Raw genomic sequence first — 19846 nt, forward strand, 5'->3', positions numbered from 1 at the left:
GAGTAAGTCGGCGCCACATTCATTAAATACAGAAGGTTAGTTAACACAAGATGTTGACTAACCTTTTTTTGTGTTTATTCATTTTATATAATTGCTCAAACTAAAATCTATCCAACTTACCGATTACTAATACTTAATAATATAATTGCGAATACAATAATTATTTAAGTACTTAGAATACAATGTGATTACAAATATTTTGAGATCATATTACTACGAGGAATTCAATTAACACTATAAAAATAAAGTAGATATTCGTTTATGATATCACTTTATTTCTCAACTCATACTAGATTAATAAAACATATAAATGAAACATTTCGAAGAATTTTGTGCTGCTTTTAGCTCAGCAGCCTGGGGTACTCCTTTGTTACTTTTACTTTTAGGAGGAGGGTTATTTTTTACGATATATTCAAGATTTTTACCATTCCGATATTTTAAACATGCGATTGATGTATTAAGAGGAAAGTACGATGATCCAGATGCTGAAGGAGATATTGACCACTATGAGGCATTGTCTGGAGCAATTGCGGCTACCGTGGGTATGGGAAACATCAGTGGAGTGGCAGTAGCACTTGTAACAGGCGGACCAGGTGCATTATTTTGGATGTGGGTAAGTGCATTACTTGGTATGGCGACTAAATTCTTTACTTGTACATTATCTGTAATGTATAGAGGTCATGATTCTCATGGTCATGCAGAAGGAGGACCAATGTATTATATAGAAGAAGGTTTAGGAAAAAAATGGAAACCATTAGCAATGTTTTTCGCCTTAGCAGGTTTGTTAGGTGTAACTCCAATGTTTCAAGCTAATCAGTTAACAGAGGTAGTTAGAACTGTTGTATTACCGGAAAGCGTGTCATCTACGTTAAGCGTTGATATGATGAATTTAATTATTGGTATCTGTATCATGATTATAGTATCATTTGTGATTTTTGGGGGGATTGAAAGAATTGGTAAAGTTGCAGGGAAATTAGTCCCCGTAATGGTTGTTATTTATGTAGCAGCCGTACTTTCAATGATTGGATTGAATATTGAAAAATTACCTGGCATTATCACAAGTATTTTTACGGACGCTTTTGATTTTGAATCAGTAGCAGGAGGAGCACTTGGAGCAGTAATAATTATTGGAGCTAAAAGAGCAGCATTCTCCAATGAAGCAGGAATTGGTACAGCACCTATGATGCATGGAGCAGCTAAGACAGAGGAGCCTATACGAGAAGGTTTAGTGGCTATGATTGGTCCATTTATCGATACGATTGTGGTTTGTACAATGACTGCTTTAGCTATTTTATCATCAGGAGTATACGATGAGTCAGCATCCGATGTAAATGGAGTATTGCTGACAACAGAAGCATTTAGAGCAGTATTTCCAACTGTAGGACCAATTATTTTATCTCTTTGTGTACTGTTTTTCGCTTTAACCACTTTATTCTCCTTCTCTTACTATGGCACAAAATGTCTTGGCTATGTAATTGGAGCTGATAAGAAACATTACTTTAATTATTTCTACGTGGTTACCATTGTAGTAGGGTCAGTGATTAAGCTAGATGCTATCATTAATTTAATTGATGGAGTATACGCAACCATGGCTATTCCAACGATGTTAGGAGCATTGTTATTATCTCCCAAAGTAAGAGCAGCAGCGGTAGATTACTTTGAAAGAATGGAAGCAGAAAAAAAATAAAATCCTAAAAATATTTTTTTAAAAAGGTGATAATCAAATTTGTTCTTGTTTGATTATCACTTTTTTGTATCAAAACTTACAACTTAAAATTATGAGAATTTTGTCTTTTATGATTTAATACTCTAATTTGAATAAGTACCAAATCAAGAATAGATTGTAATTAATTTTGATTTGATATAAAAGAGCGTGATTGAAATAGGCTCTAAAGGGAAAATAAACCTAAATGCTTTTGTAACATTCCTCTAAATTAGCGGCAACAAAACCTTACTATGTTTTTCATTAAAAAAAATAGCTATTCATCCAAGCAGATAATAGAAAACATCAAAAACCGAAAGAATTATGAGAAAACGATTAGAGAACTATATAAATTGTATTATGATAAGGTAAAAGTTTTAATCATAAAGATGAACGGTACGAATGAAGATGCTGAGGATATCTTTCAAGATGCTATAGCAAAAGTCATTTGGAGTATCGATAAAGATCAATTTAAAGGGGAAGCTCATATCTCAACCTATCTATTTACTATTTCTAAAAACATGTGGTTATCTACTTTGAAAAAGAGAAATCGCTATGATGTTTCTTATGATAATATGACTGTAGATGGTAAACGAGATGAAGATATAGACTTCACTGATGAACTACCTTTGGCCGACGGAGATGACCTCGATACCAAGCATAGGTTTAGAGAACTTTTAAACAAAATTGGAGAGGATTGTCAACGGCTTTTAACCTACTTTTATTTTCAGCAACTTACTTATGAAGAGATACTTACGAAGTTTGAAGGGAAGTATACTTCAGAGAAATTTATAAGAAATAAAAAGAGTAGATGCATCAATTATTTACGTAAAGGATTAGAAAATTCAACAGAGAAAATTAGTGATTTGTTAGACAATATTTCAGAGTGTCTTGATAAAAAATAATCCTATAAATGGTGACAAATCAAGGATTTGGAGTCTAATAAATAGAACTAAAAATATCGAAGTATGTTGTCAGAAAAAATTATAGAAGAACGACTTTATCTTGAGAAAATCTCTCAAGACGTAAAAGGCGTGAGGGCTCAGATGAAGAAAGAAGACAACCTTGTGACACTTAGCGTAAGGTGGTCTTCAGCGGCTGCGATACTTCTCTTCTCCTTTTTCTCGATTTATCTTGTACAGCTAGATACAAGGTCAATTATAGAAGAGAAGTGTTACACTAACTACACTAGGAGCTCTCAGTCTGAAAACGAGAAAGACCCACCTCGTTTAGAAGCTGCATTGCAGCAAATCAACTCAGAAAACTATGAAGAGGCAGTAGAAATTTTGAATGATCTTCCCGAGTCAGATCACAAAGATTGGTTTCTTTTGAATGCCAGTCTCGGTTTAGAAGATTATGATCAGGTTGATCAATTAATGGTAAAAATACAAAATGACGAGGAACATTTGTATTTCAATCAAATTGATAATTATCTCCTATATGATATTTACTTATTAAAACTCAAAAGGAAGATATTCAATTAAAGTTTTTTGAAGACTTGATGAAGATATTGGGTCAGAGTCTCCAAATAAAACAATGTTGCCCCAATAAATGGGGTTGATTTTAAGGGAAGGGTTGTCACTCCAAAAATCCTTTTTCGCTTTTTGAAGTGCAATATCCTTTTCCCAGCCTTGTTTTATATAGTCATAAAAACTAGCCATAATAATTGAAGATACCTCATCATTCACATCCCATTTACTAGCTAATATGGAGTGTACACTGGCATAGGCAAAAGCCCTTTGTAAACTAAGGATTCCCTCACCATCAATGTAGGGACCGTCTGCCGAGTGACAACTACTCAAAGATACTAGCTGTAAATGGGATAAATTTTTGTTGGCTACTTCATTAAAACTCAATGAATACTTTTGCGTTTTATCTCCCGGATAGAACTCTATATTCGAATCTTTTGCGGTTTTACTAATTGTGGTGTGAGTAGCAAGGTGTAGAATATTAATATCATTGATTCTTTGAAGCGTATTTTCCATACTCGCTTCTTTATCACTTAATATGTTGTCTGTAAATGCCTTTAACTCATCCAATGAGAAAGGAAGATTGATCTTATTGTAAGGAGCAACACCAAGAATTTCTATCGGATCATAATCTTCATCAATAGGTCTTTGAATAGAATATTCATGATGTAGTGAAAAGCTATAAGAAATAGCCCATTGCTCTAAATAATATCCTTTTCCTGTTTTTAGGATTTCAAAAGGAATAAAAGTAAGGTTACCCGATGGAGAAAAAACAACCCTTTTATCCTTTGCATTTTTTAATTTATCTGGAACTAAAAACTCTCCAATTTCTAAAAGTTGATGATTAAATGATCGGTCGATAAAGAGATTACTTTCACTTAGCTCTTTGTGTACACTCTTAATCAAGTCATTCCAAACATCTGGAAGACATTTGGTTTCTAAAAAGAAATCTCCATCAATATACCCGACCATAATTAACCCTTCCTTTAAAGGATAGTAAGAAACAAAAGACTTTCCATCGTAATATTCTTTAAAATACTTTTGAATTTCTCGGCTGCTTAGTAAAGGTGGACTATTGATTTTATTTCTGAGATTATCGAGATCAGGGGTTTTGATATATTGCTCAAAGGTTAGATTCTCCAAACCTTGACTTCTTTTATAGAGAATATTTGATTTTGAATTTTCTATAATTTCTAAAACCTTATATAAATCTTCTTTATTGTTTGACCCCTTGTATAAACGAGTGAAAAAGATGACTAATTGATCTTGAATCTCTCTCAGGTTTTTAAATTGATACAGTTGATCATCATCATTATACTGGTTACCGACAAATTTTTTGAGCATTAAATAAGACTGCCAATAATACTTTTCCTGTTCAACGATATCCCCTGAAAATTCAGCCTTATAGAAATTTTGGAGTATCAATTGATTTAATAAAACCTGATTAGTATCCTTTTCATGCACCAATAATTGCTTCTCAATCAGTGACTGAGCAGAATCTATATAGCTGATACTTGTGAGTATTTCATGTTCATGATGATAGATATCTAAAGCTCTATAGATTTCAGAAGCCATGACATTCATATCTTGAGTAGGAAAGGAAAGCCCTTTTTGGATTTCTCTTTTTGCTTTAAGGAGGTATTCTAACCTCTTACTGTCATTTTCAAGTCCTCTATAGCACTGAGAGATTTGTAAATAGGCCCTTGCTATATAATAGTGCCTTATCTTGATTTCATCGTTACTGTAAATATAATCGCCGGGATTTTGAAAGAAGAAATTATATTGTTTGATGTAAGAGTTATAATATTCAATAGCTTCATTATAGTGAAGCCCCTTTAGGGCATACTCTCCAAGATAAAAAAAGTGACCTCCAGCTCGAGTTTTTTCTAACTTATTTATTTTTTCAACAGTATTTTTTATTTCTAGGGAATCATTAATTTGAATACATAGACTTAAATAATTACTTAAGATATTATAATCTCTATTATTCTTTTGTATAAGTGTATTTAAAATTTCTTTACTCAGGTTATATTCTTTTCTTCGGTAAAAAAACGTATTGAATTTGCTGAGTATATAATAACTATTTTTAAATTTTTCTTTATTATTTAAATAAGTGAGGCATCCTTTTTTTAAAAAATATTCAGCCGAATCATTTTTACCCAAATACAAGTAATAGTCACCTAAAAATTGAAGCGATAGCGTATATGAAGAAGGCTTATTTTCATTTGATTCTGTCTCAATAGTTTCAACAGTTTTTTTTAGCCATGTTATTCCTTTTGTAAGATCTAATTTCTCTTTACCGTAAATATGCCCTAATGCACGTTGACTAAAAATCTTATTATTTAGGTTTTTGGTTTGTTTTTCAATCTGCGTAAAATAATAAATAGAGGAATCAAACTCTCTATTATTAAAAGCGTTAAAAGCTTTCTTTTTAAGAGCTGCATCATCATAATTCTGAGCTTTCGCAGAAAAGAACAAAAAGCAAATAAATGTTAAAAAAAGAAAAAATTTCATTTTTTTGAAATTAAGTGGTGGCATTTCAAGAATACCGAGTCTAATAGATAGAAAGTAAGTCAAGTAACTATCATTAGAAGAATCTATTATGTTAAAGTTAAAATTTTTTAGTGTAGTATCCATATTTATTTTAATTCTTTCATCATGTGAATATGTTGAGGATGAAAGTATTACACCATCTGATTTGAATAGCTATCATATGCTACAAGACAGTGTTACTAATGCTAATCAAGTAAACTTTATCGGATTAGAAGAGAATGTAACTTCTACTAATGATGAGGCAATGAACTAAAAGGAGAAGATACTTTAGATAAATATATACAATGAAATTCTTCAGTAATATAAAAAGATATTGAAAATACGATTTGTATTCTGAAAAATATTATAAGTGATAAAGCAGTAATTTAATTGAAATGAGTCGCTAAAACTAACCAATTAAAAATGGAAAGGGGCTACTCTTTGTAGTAGCCCTCTTTTTTAAAAGCTAAAACCACCGACATTGAAAATTTTATAATACCTGAAACTATCTATGAAGTAAACACACAATTAGTATTTATAACAATAGTAGACTATCACAGAAAGCAAGAAAGTACTAACAATCTTACAACTGCTAATAAATCTTTGTCCTATAAAAAGGCGAGTTGAAACGGGATTTATTATACTCTAATGAGAGCAGATGTTTTGTAGTAATAGTGCTGAGAAAATGATTCTAGTATAGTAAGCTCACCTAAAGATTTGGGTGAGCTTTACTTTTATCTTAATCTAGGTGATATGTGTCCCTCTCTTAAATTTTACTACTCAATCTTTTGAAGAAAATAATACATGAATTTATAGTCACCTCTTAATAATGTTTAAGTATGAACTAAAAAATTATTGTATTATGGTTGATATTAAACTAAATAGATATATTTGTTTCTAATTCATATACAACGAATTTAATTAGAAATGAAAACTAAAATACTATCCTTATTATTAACTTTGAACTTTTTCATTTTTGATAGGGTTCAAGCTTTTACTTCTTCTGATACTACGAGTAACATTACAATTGATGAGAGTAATAAAGAAAAAAAGAAAGCTAAAAACGAAGATGAAACACCACAAAAGGGAAAAGTTTATGCTGCACCTTTACCAATTGTAGCATCCAACCCTACATTTGGTGTGCTATATGGTTTTGCAGGATCATTTAATATGTTCTTGGGCGATCCGTCCAATACACGTATGTCCACATCATTAGGAACTTTGACCTATTCTACCAAAAATCAGTTGATGTTTACCTATAAGAGTAACATTTATATGCCAGAGGATAAAATGATCTTCTTGGGAGATTGGAGAATGTTTGATACATCACAACCTACTTTTGGACTTGGTACTGGACCAGCTGATGATAAATCTTTAGCAGGAAGTTATGGTGAAGGTTTCGCTCCAGGACAAGACCCTCAACTATTGGAATTTAAATATTTCAGGTTCCATGAGACGGCATTGTTTAAAGTCAAAAAGAACTTTTATGCAGGTGTAGGGTACCATATGGATTATCACTATGATATCAAAGATGTTTACTATGAAGAGCATGGTTACTCAAGCCACAAGGCATATTCTGACCACTATGGTATCAATGATGAAGAGTATGTACTTTCTGGTGTTTCATTGAACTTAATGTATGACAGTAGAGATAATGCCGCTAATCCTTATACAGGGAGGTACGCATTGTTAACCTACCGAATAAATCCTGAATGGATGGGAAGTACGAAGTCTTCTAGTTCATTGTGGCTAGAGTATAGAGACTATTTTGCTCTTGGTAAAAAGAAATCAGGTTTGCAGCCTAATCATATGTTGGCCTTTTGGGGATATGGTAATTTTATAACTTCTGGTATTACCCCTTATATGAATTTACCAGCTCTTGGTTGGGATCAATTTGGTCGATCAGGAAGAGCATATACTCAAGGTAGATTCAGAGGAGAAAATATTGTTTACACTGAATTAGAATATAGAGCACATCTATTTGGAACACACAAGAATCCTAATTTATTAGGTGCTGTAGCGTTTGCTAATGCAACAACAGCAAGTAGTGCTCATGCTGATATTGACCTTTTCCAAAACTACAACTTTGGTTACGGAGTAGGTTTAAGATGTATGCTCAATAAAAAGTCAAGAACCAATATTACCCTTGATTATGCTTGGGGAGATTATGGTGCAAAAGGACTTTTCTTGAGCTTGAATGAGACATTCTAAAGCGATTGAGATTTATAAATTAAAGGCTATGATGCATGTTCATTATAGCCTTTTTTAATATCTGATTTACAGTAGTATAGAAATGAAATTGTGCCTAACAAAATTGGATATACATTAATTGAAAAAAAATCTAAAGTATGAAAACAGTTGGCCTTTTACTGTATCTTGAATGCTTTTTTATCTAACTACATTATAAACTAAATTATCATCAACTTTTAATCGAACTTTCTACAAGTATTTATAGGGTCTACTTTCAAACTTCCTTCTTCTTCATTTTTGTCTTGAAACAAAAACGAAGCAAAAAATTCAAGGCTTAGAAGTCAAAAGCTAAATTTCATTTCTCTCGCCTAAATGATTTTAAACTCGCTGCACTCAAACAGCAAAATCATTCTTAACGGCTCAATAAATGAAATTCTTAACGCTTTTCCCTTCAAGGCCGAGGAAATCACTACCAAACGAATTGGGTACAAAGTCCACTGGTGCGAATGTTAAGCGATAGCGGCATTCGTGTCCTATAGATTAGAAGAAATCTCCCGATTTCTAAATATTCGAGAACTTAGTTTATTATGCGATAATCTTTAATTCGCCTCATATCATCTGAAAACGTCTATACATTTCATCTTTATGTTGTCTACTGACAGGAAGTTGATGATCTTCATTTAGTGTTACAGCGTTATTTTCAAAAGCAGTAACATAATTAGTATTGATGATATAGCTCCTATGAATTCTAAGGAAATTGGAATGATTGATTTTTTCTTGAATTTTTTTCAATACAATCGCATAGGTATAATCCATTTCTTGTGTATGGATGATGGTGTAGTTACTATCAGCTTCAAGGTAGATAATATCACTGATTGCAACTTTCTTGAACTTATTGTCATGTTTGATAAAAAGTGAATCAGGGGAATTTTTATTGGTAGGACTTGTTTGTTCTTCTGCTTCAGAATCTTCCTCCATCAGCGCACTGTTGAAGTTGGAAATCGCAAGGTCAATAGACATACTGATCATTCTGTCATTGAAGGGTTTTAAAAGGTAAGCATGTGGTTTTGCTAATTTTGCTTGGTCAAAAGTTTGTTGGTCTGCGTGAGACGTTAAGAAAATAAAAGGGAGGTTGAAGTTTTCGTTCACACTATTAGCGAGGTCGATACCTGTTTTTTCTCCTTTAAGGGTGATATCAATGATAAGGAAATCCATTTTGGTGGTAAATAATACCTTTATGGCTTCACCGTAACTTTGTACCACGGTAGTTTTGTAGTCGTTATTGCTTTCTAAGCGTAATTGTAAGTCTTGAGCCAGCAGTATCTCATCCTCTACAATTAATATATTGATTTGATTGTTCATATTATTTGTTGATCATTAATACACAAGTAGTTCCGCGGTCGGTTTCGTAAGACACTTTACCATCTAATTGTTTGACCAAAGAGTCTACTAAGTTCAACCCGAAATTAGTCCCCCCAGACTTTCCTTTAAGAATACCGACACCATTATCTTTTACTTTTACAATAATTTCCCCCTTGATTTCCTTCAAGTCAATCCACATTTTAGGGTCTTCAACACCTTCATAAGCGTATTTCATGGCATTTGTAACAAATTCATTGACAATTAATCCCATCGGTATGGCTTTGTCGATATGAAGCATGACAGGTTTGATATTGAAAGTAGGTGTGAATGAAGCTTGAAAACTGTACATCAGGTTCAAAACAAGTTCTTGGAGGTAAGTATCAATTTCAATTTCGGTATGAACGTCTTTTTGATATAGTTTTTGATGGATTAACGACATGGCTTCCACCCTAAATCGGCCAGAATCAATGGCACTAACGGCAGGATGATCCCCTAGCTTTCTACTTTGAAGATTCAATAGACTGGAGATCATTTGTAAATTATTTTTTACTCTATGGTTTAACTCCTTTAATAAAAGTGCTTTCTCTTCTTCTCTTTCAGCAAGCATATCTCTCTGCTGACGAAGTGTAATGTTGATTTTTTTCTTTTTGACAGATTCAAAATAGAAACGTACACCAAAACCTACTAAAATAAGTGCTATAGAAACGATAGCCATTGAAATATAAAAACGAAATTTTGCTTCTTGTCTGAGAAGTTCCATTTCGTGTTCCATTTCATTGAGTTCCATTTGATGCTTAGCTTGTTCTATTTTTTTGATAGATTCTTTGTTGATCAATGAGTCTTTATAAATCTCTTTTTCTTTTTCGTAGAATAATGCTTTATCAAATTGATTTCTTTCTTCGTAGAATGAAGATAACAATTCAGTGATATCTCTGATTTGTTCTTTGGCATGTAGCGCTTTAAAGTTACTATACGCATTGAGAAATAGACTTTCCGCAAATTCTTCTTTATTTTCTTGTAGACGTAATTTTCCTAGCTCTACTCTGAAAATTTCCGCAGTAATATCATCTCCAACTCTTTTTAAATAGTGGACACCTAGCTTTAGATTTTTTTCAGCTTCAAAGGTTTGTTGAATTGACATCTGAGTCATACCCAAATTTCCATGTGCATACCCAAAAACTATTTCATCTTTTTCTGTTTGTTCATTTAGATTAAGAACTTTTGAAAATAAATGGATTGCTTTATCATAATCTTCTAATATTCGATAAGTATCCCCTGTATTTAACAACAGTGACATATAATTTATAATACGATGTTTTGAGCCTGATTTAAATTCTTTGGGATAAGTAGATTGTGCTATTTCATAATACTTTTTAGCTTCTAAGTAATCTTTATCAGCGTAATAAATTCCTGCAAGTTGTGAATAATTAAGAGCTTCTAAATATTTATTTTTAAAGGTTTTATTGATTTCAATCGCTTTTAGAATATAATCAATCGCTTTTACTTTATTGCCTAGGATTCTATTACTATGGGATAAATTTTCTAATACTCTTGATTGTAATTTTAGGTTTTTGCTTTTTTGAGAAAGCTTTAATGCTTTTTCTAAATACTGAAGTCCTTCTATATTATTGAGATTGAAACCAATATTTGAATAATAAATTGCTATTGAATCTTCTGTAAGATTATCAATATTCAATTCTAAATATTCAATAAACCTATCAGCTAGATTTTTGTTTTGAGCTGATAGGTTGTTAATACATAAGAAAAAAAATATTATAATATATTTCTTGCTATTCATACACCTCCTTGATCTCTACTAATACCCATAATAGGATCAATAATACAATAGTACTTTTGTACATCTCCATTATTATCCTTCAATTTGAATTTAAGCACGACATAATAAGAGATTAAAATATCATCATTTTTATCCTTAAATTTGACGGTTTTTGCATTGATTTCGCCATCATCGCCTGGCTCAAAATAAATACAGCCATTAGGAGCCACTGTGGTGAGCTTTTTATCAGCAGGGTCTTTAAAGTCAAAATACTTTGACCAAGCCATCTTACCCATAATGTCTTTAGAGTTGGTTGTCAAGTTTTGTACTTGGAGGTAGATCAACTTTGCTTTTAATTTGTCTACAGTGTCTTGGGCAAGTTTGACAGTAATTGTTTCTCCAGATTTGATGTTTTTGATACCGCTGATATCTGTTTTTACAAAAGGATCAATGACTACAGGTTGGACAGGAGAACCTGTTTCAGTGTACATGTTGTTGAAGTTTTTGATGATTTCATCAGCGTAAAGCTCAACCTCAATGACGTTGGGAGCAACTAGTTGTTCAGACATAGTCAGTAATTAATTTTAAAATAGTTTGTAATAAGTTTATAGAATAAACATTCCATAAATAGATAGCGTAAAATAGAACACTCTAAAAAATCATTGAAAAGATGGATATCTGATTAAAAAGAGAGTGTTTTCTTTACCTATGTTTCTCATTAAAGTTGCATACTTTTTCATCAAATCCCAAGAAAAAATCCGTTTACTAAAAAAATAGTACCACTCACTCAATTGTTGTTTTTATTCTTAAATGAATGTTATTACTTGCAGACGTACCAAAAAGGAAACTATTAATGACGATGTCACAAAACATAGACGGAGATAACAAAACTAATCAACTTGTGGAAAGTGATTTTCTTCAATCAAAGGAAGGTGATTTTATCGTTTTCGGAACTTACGAACATGTGGAAGACAAGTTTACTAAAGTTCCTAAGGGAATAGAGTTGTGTTTTTTGTCCAATGACCAATATTATATTTCAGATGCATTGGTCAAGCAGCTTAAAACACAAAAAGCCGTTCCTGCCATAGGTTACTATGAAGGAGAAAAGTGGATAGAAGTGACGCCTACTATCTACAGAGAGGGTGATATAGTACCTAATCATGTCATGAAAATGTTTCCTCAGGGCATGATCTCAAAAATCGGGTCGTCCCATATCCAAGGTATTACAAAAAAAATGAGTTTAAACAACTTGTGGATTCATATGCAGTCTGCAAGTGATAGCGATATTATTATTAGGTGTTTTTGGACAGCCAATAAGTTGACTAACCCCGTTCTTCACCCGAAACTATTATTTCATATTACCAAATAATACTAATAATCAAATTTCAGAATACACATTAGACTTACTTTGCAAAAGAGATCGGTTCTGCCGGTCAATTTTGTTACATGTTGTAGGAGGTACTCTCATCTTTATGATGGAGTACCTTTTTTTATTTTCTGTTTCCGATAGGAAAACTAAAACTCACCCCTGCCGAAATACTTTGTTCTTGGTCCTGTATATCATGCACATAGCCTACTCTTGGGCAGATATAACCAATGCCTTTAATGGGGATAAAATACATTAAGAAGCCATCTACGTAATCATTGCCGAATTTAAAATCACTTCCACTGACAATGTCTTTGGCATAACCGCCACCAATACCCCAGTGTTTATTTTTACCAAAAAGGTAAGTACCATAAATGGCAATTGAGCTTTTAAAAGGCTGATTGATACCATTTTCATTTTCCCAATCACCGATGATAGAAGTGCCAATCATCCAAGTATCATTGATATAATGATTATAATCTACACTCAAAATACCTGAATGAGCATTTCTCTGCATCACATTAGAACCCGACGTTGTCACGGAGAGAAACCCTTTGGGACGCTCTTGTGCAGATAGGTTACCGATAGTGAGTAGGAGCAACGCCAAGATGAAGAAGTAAGGAAGGGAAGGATAGATACTGTTTTTCATTTTCGTATGTTTTCTGATGTATGATTTTTGAGATGTCTCTCTTTCATCTAGAAAAGGGTAAAGGGGGAGAGGAACCCCTAAAAAATAATTGAAATAGGGATTAAGCGTATCGATTTCCCTTCTGTGAGAGAAAAGACATTGTAAAACGAATCGATATGAAAAAATTATTATTCAGCCTATTGGCTTTCCTTTTATTGTTTGTGCATTCGGTAATGGCACAAGATGCACCAATAGATGCTTCCAAACCGACCAACTTTTATTCTCAAGTGGATATTCAGTTTGAAAGTGCGGGAAGCCAAAATCAATATGGTTTGAGGAATTCATTTATCATTGCTCCTTCGGAAAAACATCTGATTCTTGGAGAATTACCAATTTTAACCAATACTCAGACGAATGAAACGGGGATTGGTGATATCAGATTACGCTATTTTTATTTGCCTTAAGTACTAAGACAAAATTATATACCACTAATTCTATTTATTATTTTGCGATTACTTCCTTTAAAAAACGCTAAATAGAACCACTATTCATACGTTTTTTAGCGTTGTACTCCCAAAAAATAAATAAGAATTAGTTATCATTTATTTTTGACTTAGTACTTATAAAAATTATGATAAACTATTGGGTGCATTTGGACCATCTATAGATGTTTATAGCCCTACAGGTAATGTAGATAAAGGTTTGGGGACGGGACGTTGGGTGGTGGCACCAGGACTTACTTTGGGGGTAATGGCTTTTGAAAGAATACAGTTTTTCCCCATTATTTCTTACCAGTATATGTCTGAAAAAGCAGGACAGATCAATGAAAATGGAGAAAATACAGCGATGCACGGTATGACTTTTCAAGTGATAACACCCATAGTGCTTAGTCAAAAAATGTATATGCAGGTGACACCTATCGTTCAATTACCTGATTTTAGATATGCCACAACCAATTTTGCTTGTGAGGTATTGGTGGCATATTCTTTAAAAGAAAAACTACAACTTTCTGGTTTTTATAAGGCTGACCAAACTTATGGTCAAACCTTTAGGGTAGGGACGACGATTTTCTTTTAGTTTATTGTAAACTTACCATGTTTCAAGTGTTAAGCGTGAGCGTCACTTGGAACTGATTATTGGCGAAGTCTCCTGACTTCGAATATAAATACATTGTAAACTAAATTATCATCAACTTTTAATCGATCTTTCTACAAGCATTTATAGGGTCTACTTTCAAGCTTCTTTCTTCTTCATTTTTGTCTTGAAACAAAAACGAAGCAAAAAATTCAAGGCTTAGAAGTCAAAAGCTAAATTTCATTCCTTTCGCCTAAATGATTTTAAACTCGCTGCGCTCAAACAGCAAAATCATTTTTAACGGCTCAATCCATGAAATTTTTAACGCTTTTCCCTTCAAGGCCGGGGGAAGAAGTAGCAAATGAATTGGGTAGAAAGTCCACTGGCGCGAATGTTAAGCGATAGTGTCATTCGTGTTCTAAAAATCAGCAGAAATCTCCTGATTTCTAAATACCATAAATATTCGATAATTTAGTTTACTGTGTACTCACCATGTTTCAAGTGTTAAGCGCGAGCGTCACTTGGAATTGATCATTGGCGAAGTCTCCTGACTTCGAATATAAATACCATATTTTCATTCACCATTAACCCACAAATTAAGTCGTGAATTGATGATGAGTAAATACATTGTAAACTATATTTTCGTTAATTAATGTGATTACTTTTATGATGGATAAATGGTAGTGTATCGTGGTTCGTGAGGACGTTGCAATGCAACGTCCCTACAGCACTGCATTTTAGAAGATTATGATAAAACCTTTTGTCTTTTGACTTCAAAGCCTTGACTTTTTTGCTTCGTTTTTGTGTTAAGACAAAAATGAAGAAGAAGGAAGTTTGAAAGTAGTTCCGATAAAATCTTGTAGAAAGATGGATTAAAAGTGAGTGATTTTAAGTTTAATAAAATACCCCTAAAGGTCTAATAATATTCAATGTTAGGCCTTTTTTTACATTGGAAATCATAAAAAGAGGAAGAAAGTTTATCCTATTGTCTGATGGTAGTATATTGATGTCAACCAGAAAATGAAAATGAATGACGCTATGAAAATGAATTATTACCAACGATTATCGACTTACTTCACCTTCATCTGTACGTTTTTTTTATCAACTTCAGTTGAAGCGGTTCATTTTGTAATTCACCAACTTCCGTTGCATCATCCTCAAGAGGCCTCCCTTTTTTTGGTAGGTTCTTTTAATGCATGGAATCCGTCAGATACAAAATATCAATTCCATCGAAATCAAAAGGGGCAATGGGTTACTAGTATTTCTTCAAGTCTGAATGCTTTTGAGTATAAAATCACGAGAGGGAGTTGGGAGAAAGTAGAATCAACGCAAGATGGAAAACCTAAAGCCAACCGAGTTTTTATTTCCGAAAATGAAGCCGATACTGTTTTTATTGATGTATTAGGTTGGGAAGATTTGGCAGGTCAAACCACTATCTTGTTGGAAGAATTACCTGCTTCTACTCCTTATGAATCAAGGTTTTTCCTGACGGGCGATTTTAATAATTGGGACCCTTTTAATACAGAATATCAATTTCAGAAAAATGGAGAAGGTGTTTACGCGTTGACACTACCTTCCACTATTTCTCAGTTTCAATTTAAGGTAACGAGAGGAAGTTGGTCCTCTACAGAGTGTTTGTCTAATGGAAAATACAGACCCAATAGAGCGTATTTTCATCAAAGCAAAGGACCTGAAACAATAATCCTTCAAATTGAAGATTGGGAGGATGTTTACAAAGGAAAAGTATGGGGTTTAACACCTCTGACGCAATTTATCTTGTTTCACCTCTTACTCTTGTTTATTTATTTCTCCTGGATCAATTACGAGCATTCCCAATTTAAAATGTCATTATTGATCATAGGGTTGAGTTTTGGGATAACGTTACTTTTTGCGACTTCTTTATTTATGCCTTTAAAAAACAGCTTAAATGGACTTCATTTAGTGCATGACCTGTTTATCCCCGTTTTATTTATAGCTATAGGCGTAATACAAAATTATACCTTTCGATATACACAATGGAAAAGCTACAAAAGAGGAGTTTATGTATTAAGCATTAGTTTATTGTTAGTTGTAAGTCTGTATGTATATCAGGAAGAGCCTTTATTAACGACTTTCCTGGAGCGTAAATATCCGGTGTTGAATCTTTTTATAAAGTTGATAGTATTGGCCGTTGTGATGTATACCTGGAATATTTCAAGACAAAAACTTACGAAATACAACACAGAAACATTACAAGGGAGTGTGGTGAAAATGGCAAAAGAAGCATTTTTACTCTATCAAAAAAGTGTGGTGGTTTTGATGGGCGTTTTTATCATTTCTATTGTTATACAAGCTTACAGATCCGTACTGAGTCCTTCTGATTTTCTTTTGCAAGACCTTTCTGATGATATCATTTGGTATGCAACATTTATTTATATGGTTTTTCTTTCAGGATGGGTCTTTCGATATCATGCTTTATTAAAGCCCGTTGAATTAAAAAGTTCTTACCGAAAAGAAGATGTTCCTTCCAATGACAAAGAATTGACGGTATTCATGGAACAGGTTTCTGTACTTTTTGAAAAAGAGCAACTTTATACAAAACAAGATCTTACTCTCAACGAAGTTTCAACGATTATGAGTATTCCCTCTCATAAATTGACAAAGTTGATTCAACAATCTTACAAAAAGAATTTCTCAGAACTGGTGAATGATTATAGAGTGAAAGCCTTTACACAGAAAGTAATGATGGGGGAAGCAGAAAAAAGTACATTATTGAGCATAGCTTACGAAGTAGGTTTTCATTCAAAAAGTACTTTTAATAGAGCTTTTAAAAAATCAACGGGCATGACCCCTAAAGAATTTATGAATAAATCTTCAGTAAAGAAGATTTTAGAGGAATAATACGTATCGCTTTTAGAAAAAATAGGTCTCAATAATATAAAACGTAATAAATACGTGAAAAGATGTAAGTAATTGATAAAGTGTGCGTTATTAGTGTCAAATTATTTAATTGAGACTTGTTTTTTGCTCCTATTCATTTCAATTTATGAATCTTAGACGATTACAACCTGTTTAGATGTGTAAGATTGCAATATCAATCTATTGAACATTTTTTTAGCAAACATGCTCTTAAAAAGATGCTCATTGTTTAATCTAAGTAAAAATGAAAATGAATTTAAGATCAATTCTACTTTTTTCCTCTCTTACCATAGGGAGTTTTTCTTGTAACCAATTTCTAGAGCAAGAAGAAGGTAGTATACCAGCTCATGAACCCAAAGCAAACATGGATTTGCAGGTGACCAATCACGACGGTGCACCATTTGTAACAAACGAAAGGTCCAACGCAAGATATTATAGTAGCCCAGGTGGACCTGTAATGATGCAAGCGTTTTATTGGGATGTTCCAGCAGGAGGTAACTGGTGGAATACCGTAAAAGGTAAACTAGACGCTTGGAGTAATCAGGGGATTGGTTCAATTTGGTTACCACCCGCTTCAAAAGCACAAAACGGTCCTTTCTCAATGGGGTATGATCCAATGGATTACTTTGACTTTGGTGATTATAACCAAATGGGCTCAACAGAAACAAGATTTGGTTCTGGTTCTGAATTGAGATCATTGATTGGTGAAGCGCACAATCAAAACATGGAAGTGTATGCTGATATTGTATTGAACCACAACAGTGGAGGACAACTAGAAGCGAACCCTTACACGGGTACTGACACTTGGACAAAGTTTGAGCCTGCATCAGGTAAATTCTTCAGAACTTACAATGATTTCCACCCGAACTTAGACGCTAACAATGACGAAGGCGTATTTGGAGGGTTCCCTGATTTAAGCCACGTAAAAGGTTACGTACAAGATTGGTTATGGAGAAGTAACGAAAGTGTTGGAAAATACTACAAAAACGATCTAGGTTTTGATGGTTGGAGATTTGATTATGTGAAAGGCTTTGGCGGCTGGGTCGTTAAAGAGTGGATGAATCATGTAGGTGGTTTTGCCGTGGGTGAACTTTGGGATGGAAATGCCAATACACTAAAATGGTGGGTAGATAACACAGATAGAAAGTCAGCTGCTTTTGATTTTGCTGCATATTATGCAATGAAGAGAGCATTTGACGGAAACAACCTTTGGGAGCTCAATAGCGATATGTTATGGAAAAAAGATAGTTACAGAGCTGTAACATTCGTAGCAAATCACGATACAGATGAGATTTGGAACAAACACTTAGCCTACGCTTATATCCTAACGCATGAAGGATACCCTTGTTTGTTCTACCAAGATTATGAAGAATGGTTAGACAGAAACATGATGGATAACCTATTATGGATTCACAAAAGCTTTGCAACAGGTAATACCTCAATTCTTCATGTAGATAATGACGAATATATCGCAAGAAGAAATGGATACAATGGTAACCCTGGACTAGTTGTTTACATCAATAACTCCGATAACTGGCAAGAGCGTTGGATTCCAACGAACTGGAGTAATAGACAGATCAAAGATTATACTGGACACTCTAATTGGGAACCTTGGACGCAAGGTGGTACTTGGGTGAAAATCCAATGTCCTCCGAGAAGTTTCTCGATCTGGTCAACGAAGTAATTATCATTTCAAGTTAGTTTTCGAGTACCTGAAATATTTTCAGGTACTCCTTTTCTTTTTTAAGCCGATGAAAGTTTTAATCCCTTTTCTTTTTTTATTTACAGCTTGTAATGTGCAGCATTCACAAAAAGAGGTTGCAGAAGAGCAGGATCAATGGCGTTATGAAGCCCATCAGTCCACCCTTAAAATGCATGACAATCCCTGCCTCATTACGATCAAGGCCATACCCGATTCACATGAACTGATTTATACAATAAACTATGAGGGAGAAGGGTATTTGGAACCTTTGGTATTGTCAACGATTGATAGTAGGCCATCGGCCCATCTGATTTCGGAAAGAGTTTGGGTAGAAAATGATACCACAATTTCCCATACCATCAGACCTCATAATAATACATTAAAATACGCTCAAATTAAGGATAAAGGGCCTCTTAGAGGAAGTTATATGATCAGTTATCAGGAGAAAGGTCAATTACAGCATCTTCGATTTCAACTCGATTCAAAAGTATATAATTATTATTTAGAGACCTTCCCTTATGTTTCTAATCAAAAAAGTTATCATCTCTCACCAAAGAACTTGACGTTAGAAGAGAAGATCAGTGCACACTTAAAGGAAAAACTAAAATCAAAACGAGATAATAGAGGAGCAGAAGGTATTATTATTTCAGAAAATGAATTGAATGTGGCGGGTTTGATCAGTCATGTTGACTGTATTTATGATGGGAAAACACTGAACCTTACAATCACTTGGATCAATCATACAGAGTTGGATCTATGGATAACTTCTCCAGTTCCTCACCTTTATATTGACCAACAAAAAGAAGCAGTAGCGTGGACTTCATTTAATGAAAAGATAGGGTTAGCGAAAGGCAAGAGAATTAGTATAAATACCAATTTAGAACTTGATAATGCACCTAATGAGATAAAACTCCCGATTGAGAATGTTCTTTTTTATGATGAAGATGTATTTTTTCCGGAGAAAATGGAAGTGATATTAAATGGGGAACTGTCGATTTAAAAAGAAAAAACAATCATATACTCTCTAAAAACAAAAAAGGTCAAAATCTTACGATTCTGACCTTTTTTAGTGACCCCGCCAGGATTCAAACCTGGAACCTTCACAGCCGTAATGTGATGCTCTATTCAGTTGAGCTACGGAGCCAT

16 protein-coding genes and 1 tRNA gene are annotated in these 19846 nt (G+C 33.5%); 11 read left to right on the forward strand and 6 right to left on the reverse strand.

Annotation, left to right across the window (positions count from 1 at the left end; genetic code table 11):
- Positions 1-310 precede the first annotated feature (310 nt).
- The 3 genes from IC221_RS28020 (at position 311) to IC221_RS28030 (ending at position 3186) form a co-directional block, all read left to right on the forward strand.
- Positions 311-1687 (forward strand): sodium:alanine symporter family protein, encoded by a 1377-nt coding sequence (locus IC221_RS28020; protein ID WP_188172107.1) that lies wholly within the window; start codon positions 311-313, stop codon positions 1685-1687.
- Between the two features lie 269 nt (positions 1688-1956).
- Complete coding sequence (locus IC221_RS28025) at positions 1957-2607, forward strand: RNA polymerase sigma factor (protein WP_188172108.1); 651 nt, start codon at positions 1957-1959, stop codon at positions 2605-2607.
- 63 nt (positions 2608-2670) lie between these two features.
- On the forward strand, positions 2671-3186 hold the full coding sequence (locus IC221_RS28030) for a hypothetical protein (protein WP_188172109.1): 516 nt from the start codon (positions 2671-2673) through the stop codon (positions 3184-3186).
- On the opposite strand, the gene IC221_RS28035 is transcribed toward IC221_RS28030, so the two are convergent.
- Entirely contained in the window at positions 3157-5685 is a 2529-nt protein-coding gene (locus IC221_RS28035; protein ID WP_188172110.1) for a CHAT domain-containing protein, read from the reverse strand. The two genes, IC221_RS28030 and IC221_RS28035, sit on opposite strands and share 30 nt — an antisense overlap.
- An 88-nt stretch (positions 5686-5773) precedes the next feature.
- On the opposite strand from IC221_RS28035, the gene IC221_RS28040 reads away from it, so the two are divergent.
- On the forward strand, positions 5774-5977 hold the full coding sequence (locus IC221_RS28040; RefSeq protein ID WP_188172111.1) for a hypothetical protein: 204 nt from the start codon (positions 5774-5776) through the stop codon (positions 5975-5977).
- A 653-nt stretch (positions 5978-6630) separates the two neighbouring features.
- A complete protein-coding gene (locus tag IC221_RS28045; RefSeq protein ID WP_188172112.1) occupies positions 6631-7914 on the forward strand; it encodes a BamA/TamA family outer membrane protein in 1284 nt (427 codons plus the stop codon).
- Between the two features lie 588 nt (positions 7915-8502).
- On the opposite strand, the gene IC221_RS28050 is transcribed toward IC221_RS28045, so the two are convergent.
- From IC221_RS28050 to IC221_RS28060, 3 genes are all read right to left on the reverse strand, one after another.
- Positions 8503-9255: a LytTR family DNA-binding domain-containing protein gene (locus IC221_RS28050; RefSeq protein WP_188172113.1), complete on the reverse strand. Its 753-nt coding sequence runs from the start codon at positions 9253-9255 to the stop codon at positions 8503-8505.
- A 1-nt stretch (position 9256) separates the two neighbouring features.
- Positions 9257-10951, reverse strand: a complete 1695-nt coding sequence (locus IC221_RS28055) for a histidine kinase dimerization/phosphoacceptor domain -containing protein (protein WP_188172114.1) — start codon at positions 10949-10951, stop codon at positions 9257-9259.
- A gap of 98 nt (positions 10952-11049) precedes the next feature.
- The gene (locus IC221_RS28060) at positions 11050-11601 is read right to left on the reverse strand and encodes a hypothetical protein (RefSeq protein ID WP_188172115.1); all 552 of its coding nucleotides are present in this window, start codon (positions 11599-11601) and stop codon (positions 11050-11052) included.
- 290 nt (positions 11602-11891) lie between these two features.
- Here IC221_RS28060 and IC221_RS28065 point away from each other — a divergent pair, with 290 nt between their 5' ends.
- Positions 11892-12401 (forward strand): hypothetical protein, encoded by a 510-nt coding sequence (locus tag IC221_RS28065; RefSeq protein ID WP_188172116.1) that lies wholly within the window; start codon positions 11892-11894, stop codon positions 12399-12401.
- A gap of 121 nt (positions 12402-12522) precedes the next feature.
- On the opposite strand, the gene IC221_RS28070 is transcribed toward IC221_RS28065, so the two are convergent.
- Complete coding sequence (locus IC221_RS28070; protein WP_188172117.1) at positions 12523-13047, reverse strand: hypothetical protein; 525 nt, start codon at positions 13045-13047, stop codon at positions 12523-12525.
- 155 nt (positions 13048-13202) lie between these two features.
- Here IC221_RS28070 and IC221_RS28075 point away from each other — a divergent pair, with 155 nt between their 5' ends.
- The 5 genes from IC221_RS28075 to IC221_RS28095 all read left to right on the forward strand — a co-directional run bounded on the left by IC221_RS28075 (position 13203) and on the right by IC221_RS28095 (position 19700).
- Positions 13203-13490, forward strand: a complete 288-nt coding sequence (locus IC221_RS28075; protein ID WP_188172118.1) for a hypothetical protein — start codon at positions 13203-13205, stop codon at positions 13488-13490.
- Positions 13491-13668: 178 nt separating this feature from the next.
- Complete coding sequence (locus IC221_RS28080) at positions 13669-14103, forward strand: hypothetical protein (protein ID WP_188172119.1); 435 nt, start codon at positions 13669-13671, stop codon at positions 14101-14103.
- A gap of 1023 nt (positions 14104-15126) precedes the next feature.
- Entirely contained in the window at positions 15127-16980 is a 1854-nt protein-coding gene (locus IC221_RS28085; RefSeq protein WP_188172120.1) for a helix-turn-helix domain-containing protein, read from the forward strand.
- Positions 16981-17248: 268 nt separating this feature from the next.
- Positions 17249-18682, forward strand: coding sequence for an alpha-amylase (locus IC221_RS28090; RefSeq protein WP_223241528.1), 1434 nt, complete (start codon positions 17249-17251; stop codon positions 18680-18682).
- A 67-nt stretch (positions 18683-18749) separates the two neighbouring features.
- Positions 18750-19700 (forward strand): hypothetical protein, encoded by a 951-nt coding sequence (locus IC221_RS28095; RefSeq protein WP_188172122.1) that lies wholly within the window; start codon positions 18750-18752, stop codon positions 19698-19700.
- 70 nt (positions 19701-19770) lie between these two features.
- On the opposite strand, the gene IC221_RS28100 is transcribed toward IC221_RS28095, so the two are convergent.
- Positions 19771-19844, reverse strand: a tRNA-Arg gene (locus IC221_RS28100).
- Positions 19845-19846: the final 2 nt, after the last annotated feature.

Origin of the sequence: Flammeovirga sp. EKP202, assembly GCF_014534745.1 — a bacterium.
Lineage (GTDB): Bacteria > Bacteroidota > Bacteroidia > Cytophagales > Flammeovirgaceae > Flammeovirga.

Coding starts and splice junctions, on each gene's coding strand:
- IC221_RS28020 (WP_188172107.1), top strand. CDS start 311: ATGAAACATTTCGAAGAATTTTGTGCTGCTTTTAGCTCAGCAGCCTGG.
- IC221_RS28025 (WP_188172108.1), top strand. CDS start 1,957: ATGTTTTTCATTAAAAAAAATAGCTATTCATCCAAGCAGATAATAGAA.
- IC221_RS28030 (WP_188172109.1), top strand. CDS start 2,671: ATGTTGTCAGAAAAAATTATAGAAGAACGACTTTATCTTGAGAAAATC.
- IC221_RS28035 (WP_188172110.1), bottom strand. CDS start 5,685: ATGAAATTTTTTCTTTTTTTAACATTTATTTGCTTTTTGTTCTTTTCT.
- IC221_RS28040 (WP_188172111.1), top strand. CDS start 5,774: ATGTTAAAGTTAAAATTTTTTAGTGTAGTATCCATATTTATTTTAATT.
- IC221_RS28045 (WP_188172112.1), top strand. CDS start 6,631: ATGAAAACTAAAATACTATCCTTATTATTAACTTTGAACTTTTTCATT.
- IC221_RS28050 (WP_188172113.1), bottom strand. CDS start 9,255: ATGAACAATCAAATCAATATATTAATTGTAGAGGATGAGATACTGCTG.
- IC221_RS28060 (WP_188172115.1), bottom strand. CDS start 11,601: ATGTCTGAACAACTAGTTGCTCCCAACGTCATTGAGGTTGAGCTTTAC.
- IC221_RS28065 (WP_188172116.1), top strand. CDS start 11,892: ATGTCACAAAACATAGACGGAGATAACAAAACTAATCAACTTGTGGAA.
- IC221_RS28070 (WP_188172117.1), bottom strand. CDS start 13,047: ATGAAAAACAGTATCTATCCTTCCCTTCCTTACTTCTTCATCTTGGCG.
- IC221_RS28075 (WP_188172118.1), top strand. CDS start 13,203: ATGAAAAAATTATTATTCAGCCTATTGGCTTTCCTTTTATTGTTTGTG.
- IC221_RS28085 (WP_188172120.1), top strand. CDS start 15,127: ATGAATGACGCTATGAAAATGAATTATTACCAACGATTATCGACTTAC.
- IC221_RS28090 (WP_223241528.1), top strand. CDS start 17,249: ATGAATTTAAGATCAATTCTACTTTTTTCCTCTCTTACCATAGGGAGT.
- IC221_RS28095 (WP_188172122.1), top strand. CDS start 18,750: ATGAAAGTTTTAATCCCTTTTCTTTTTTTATTTACAGCTTGTAATGTG.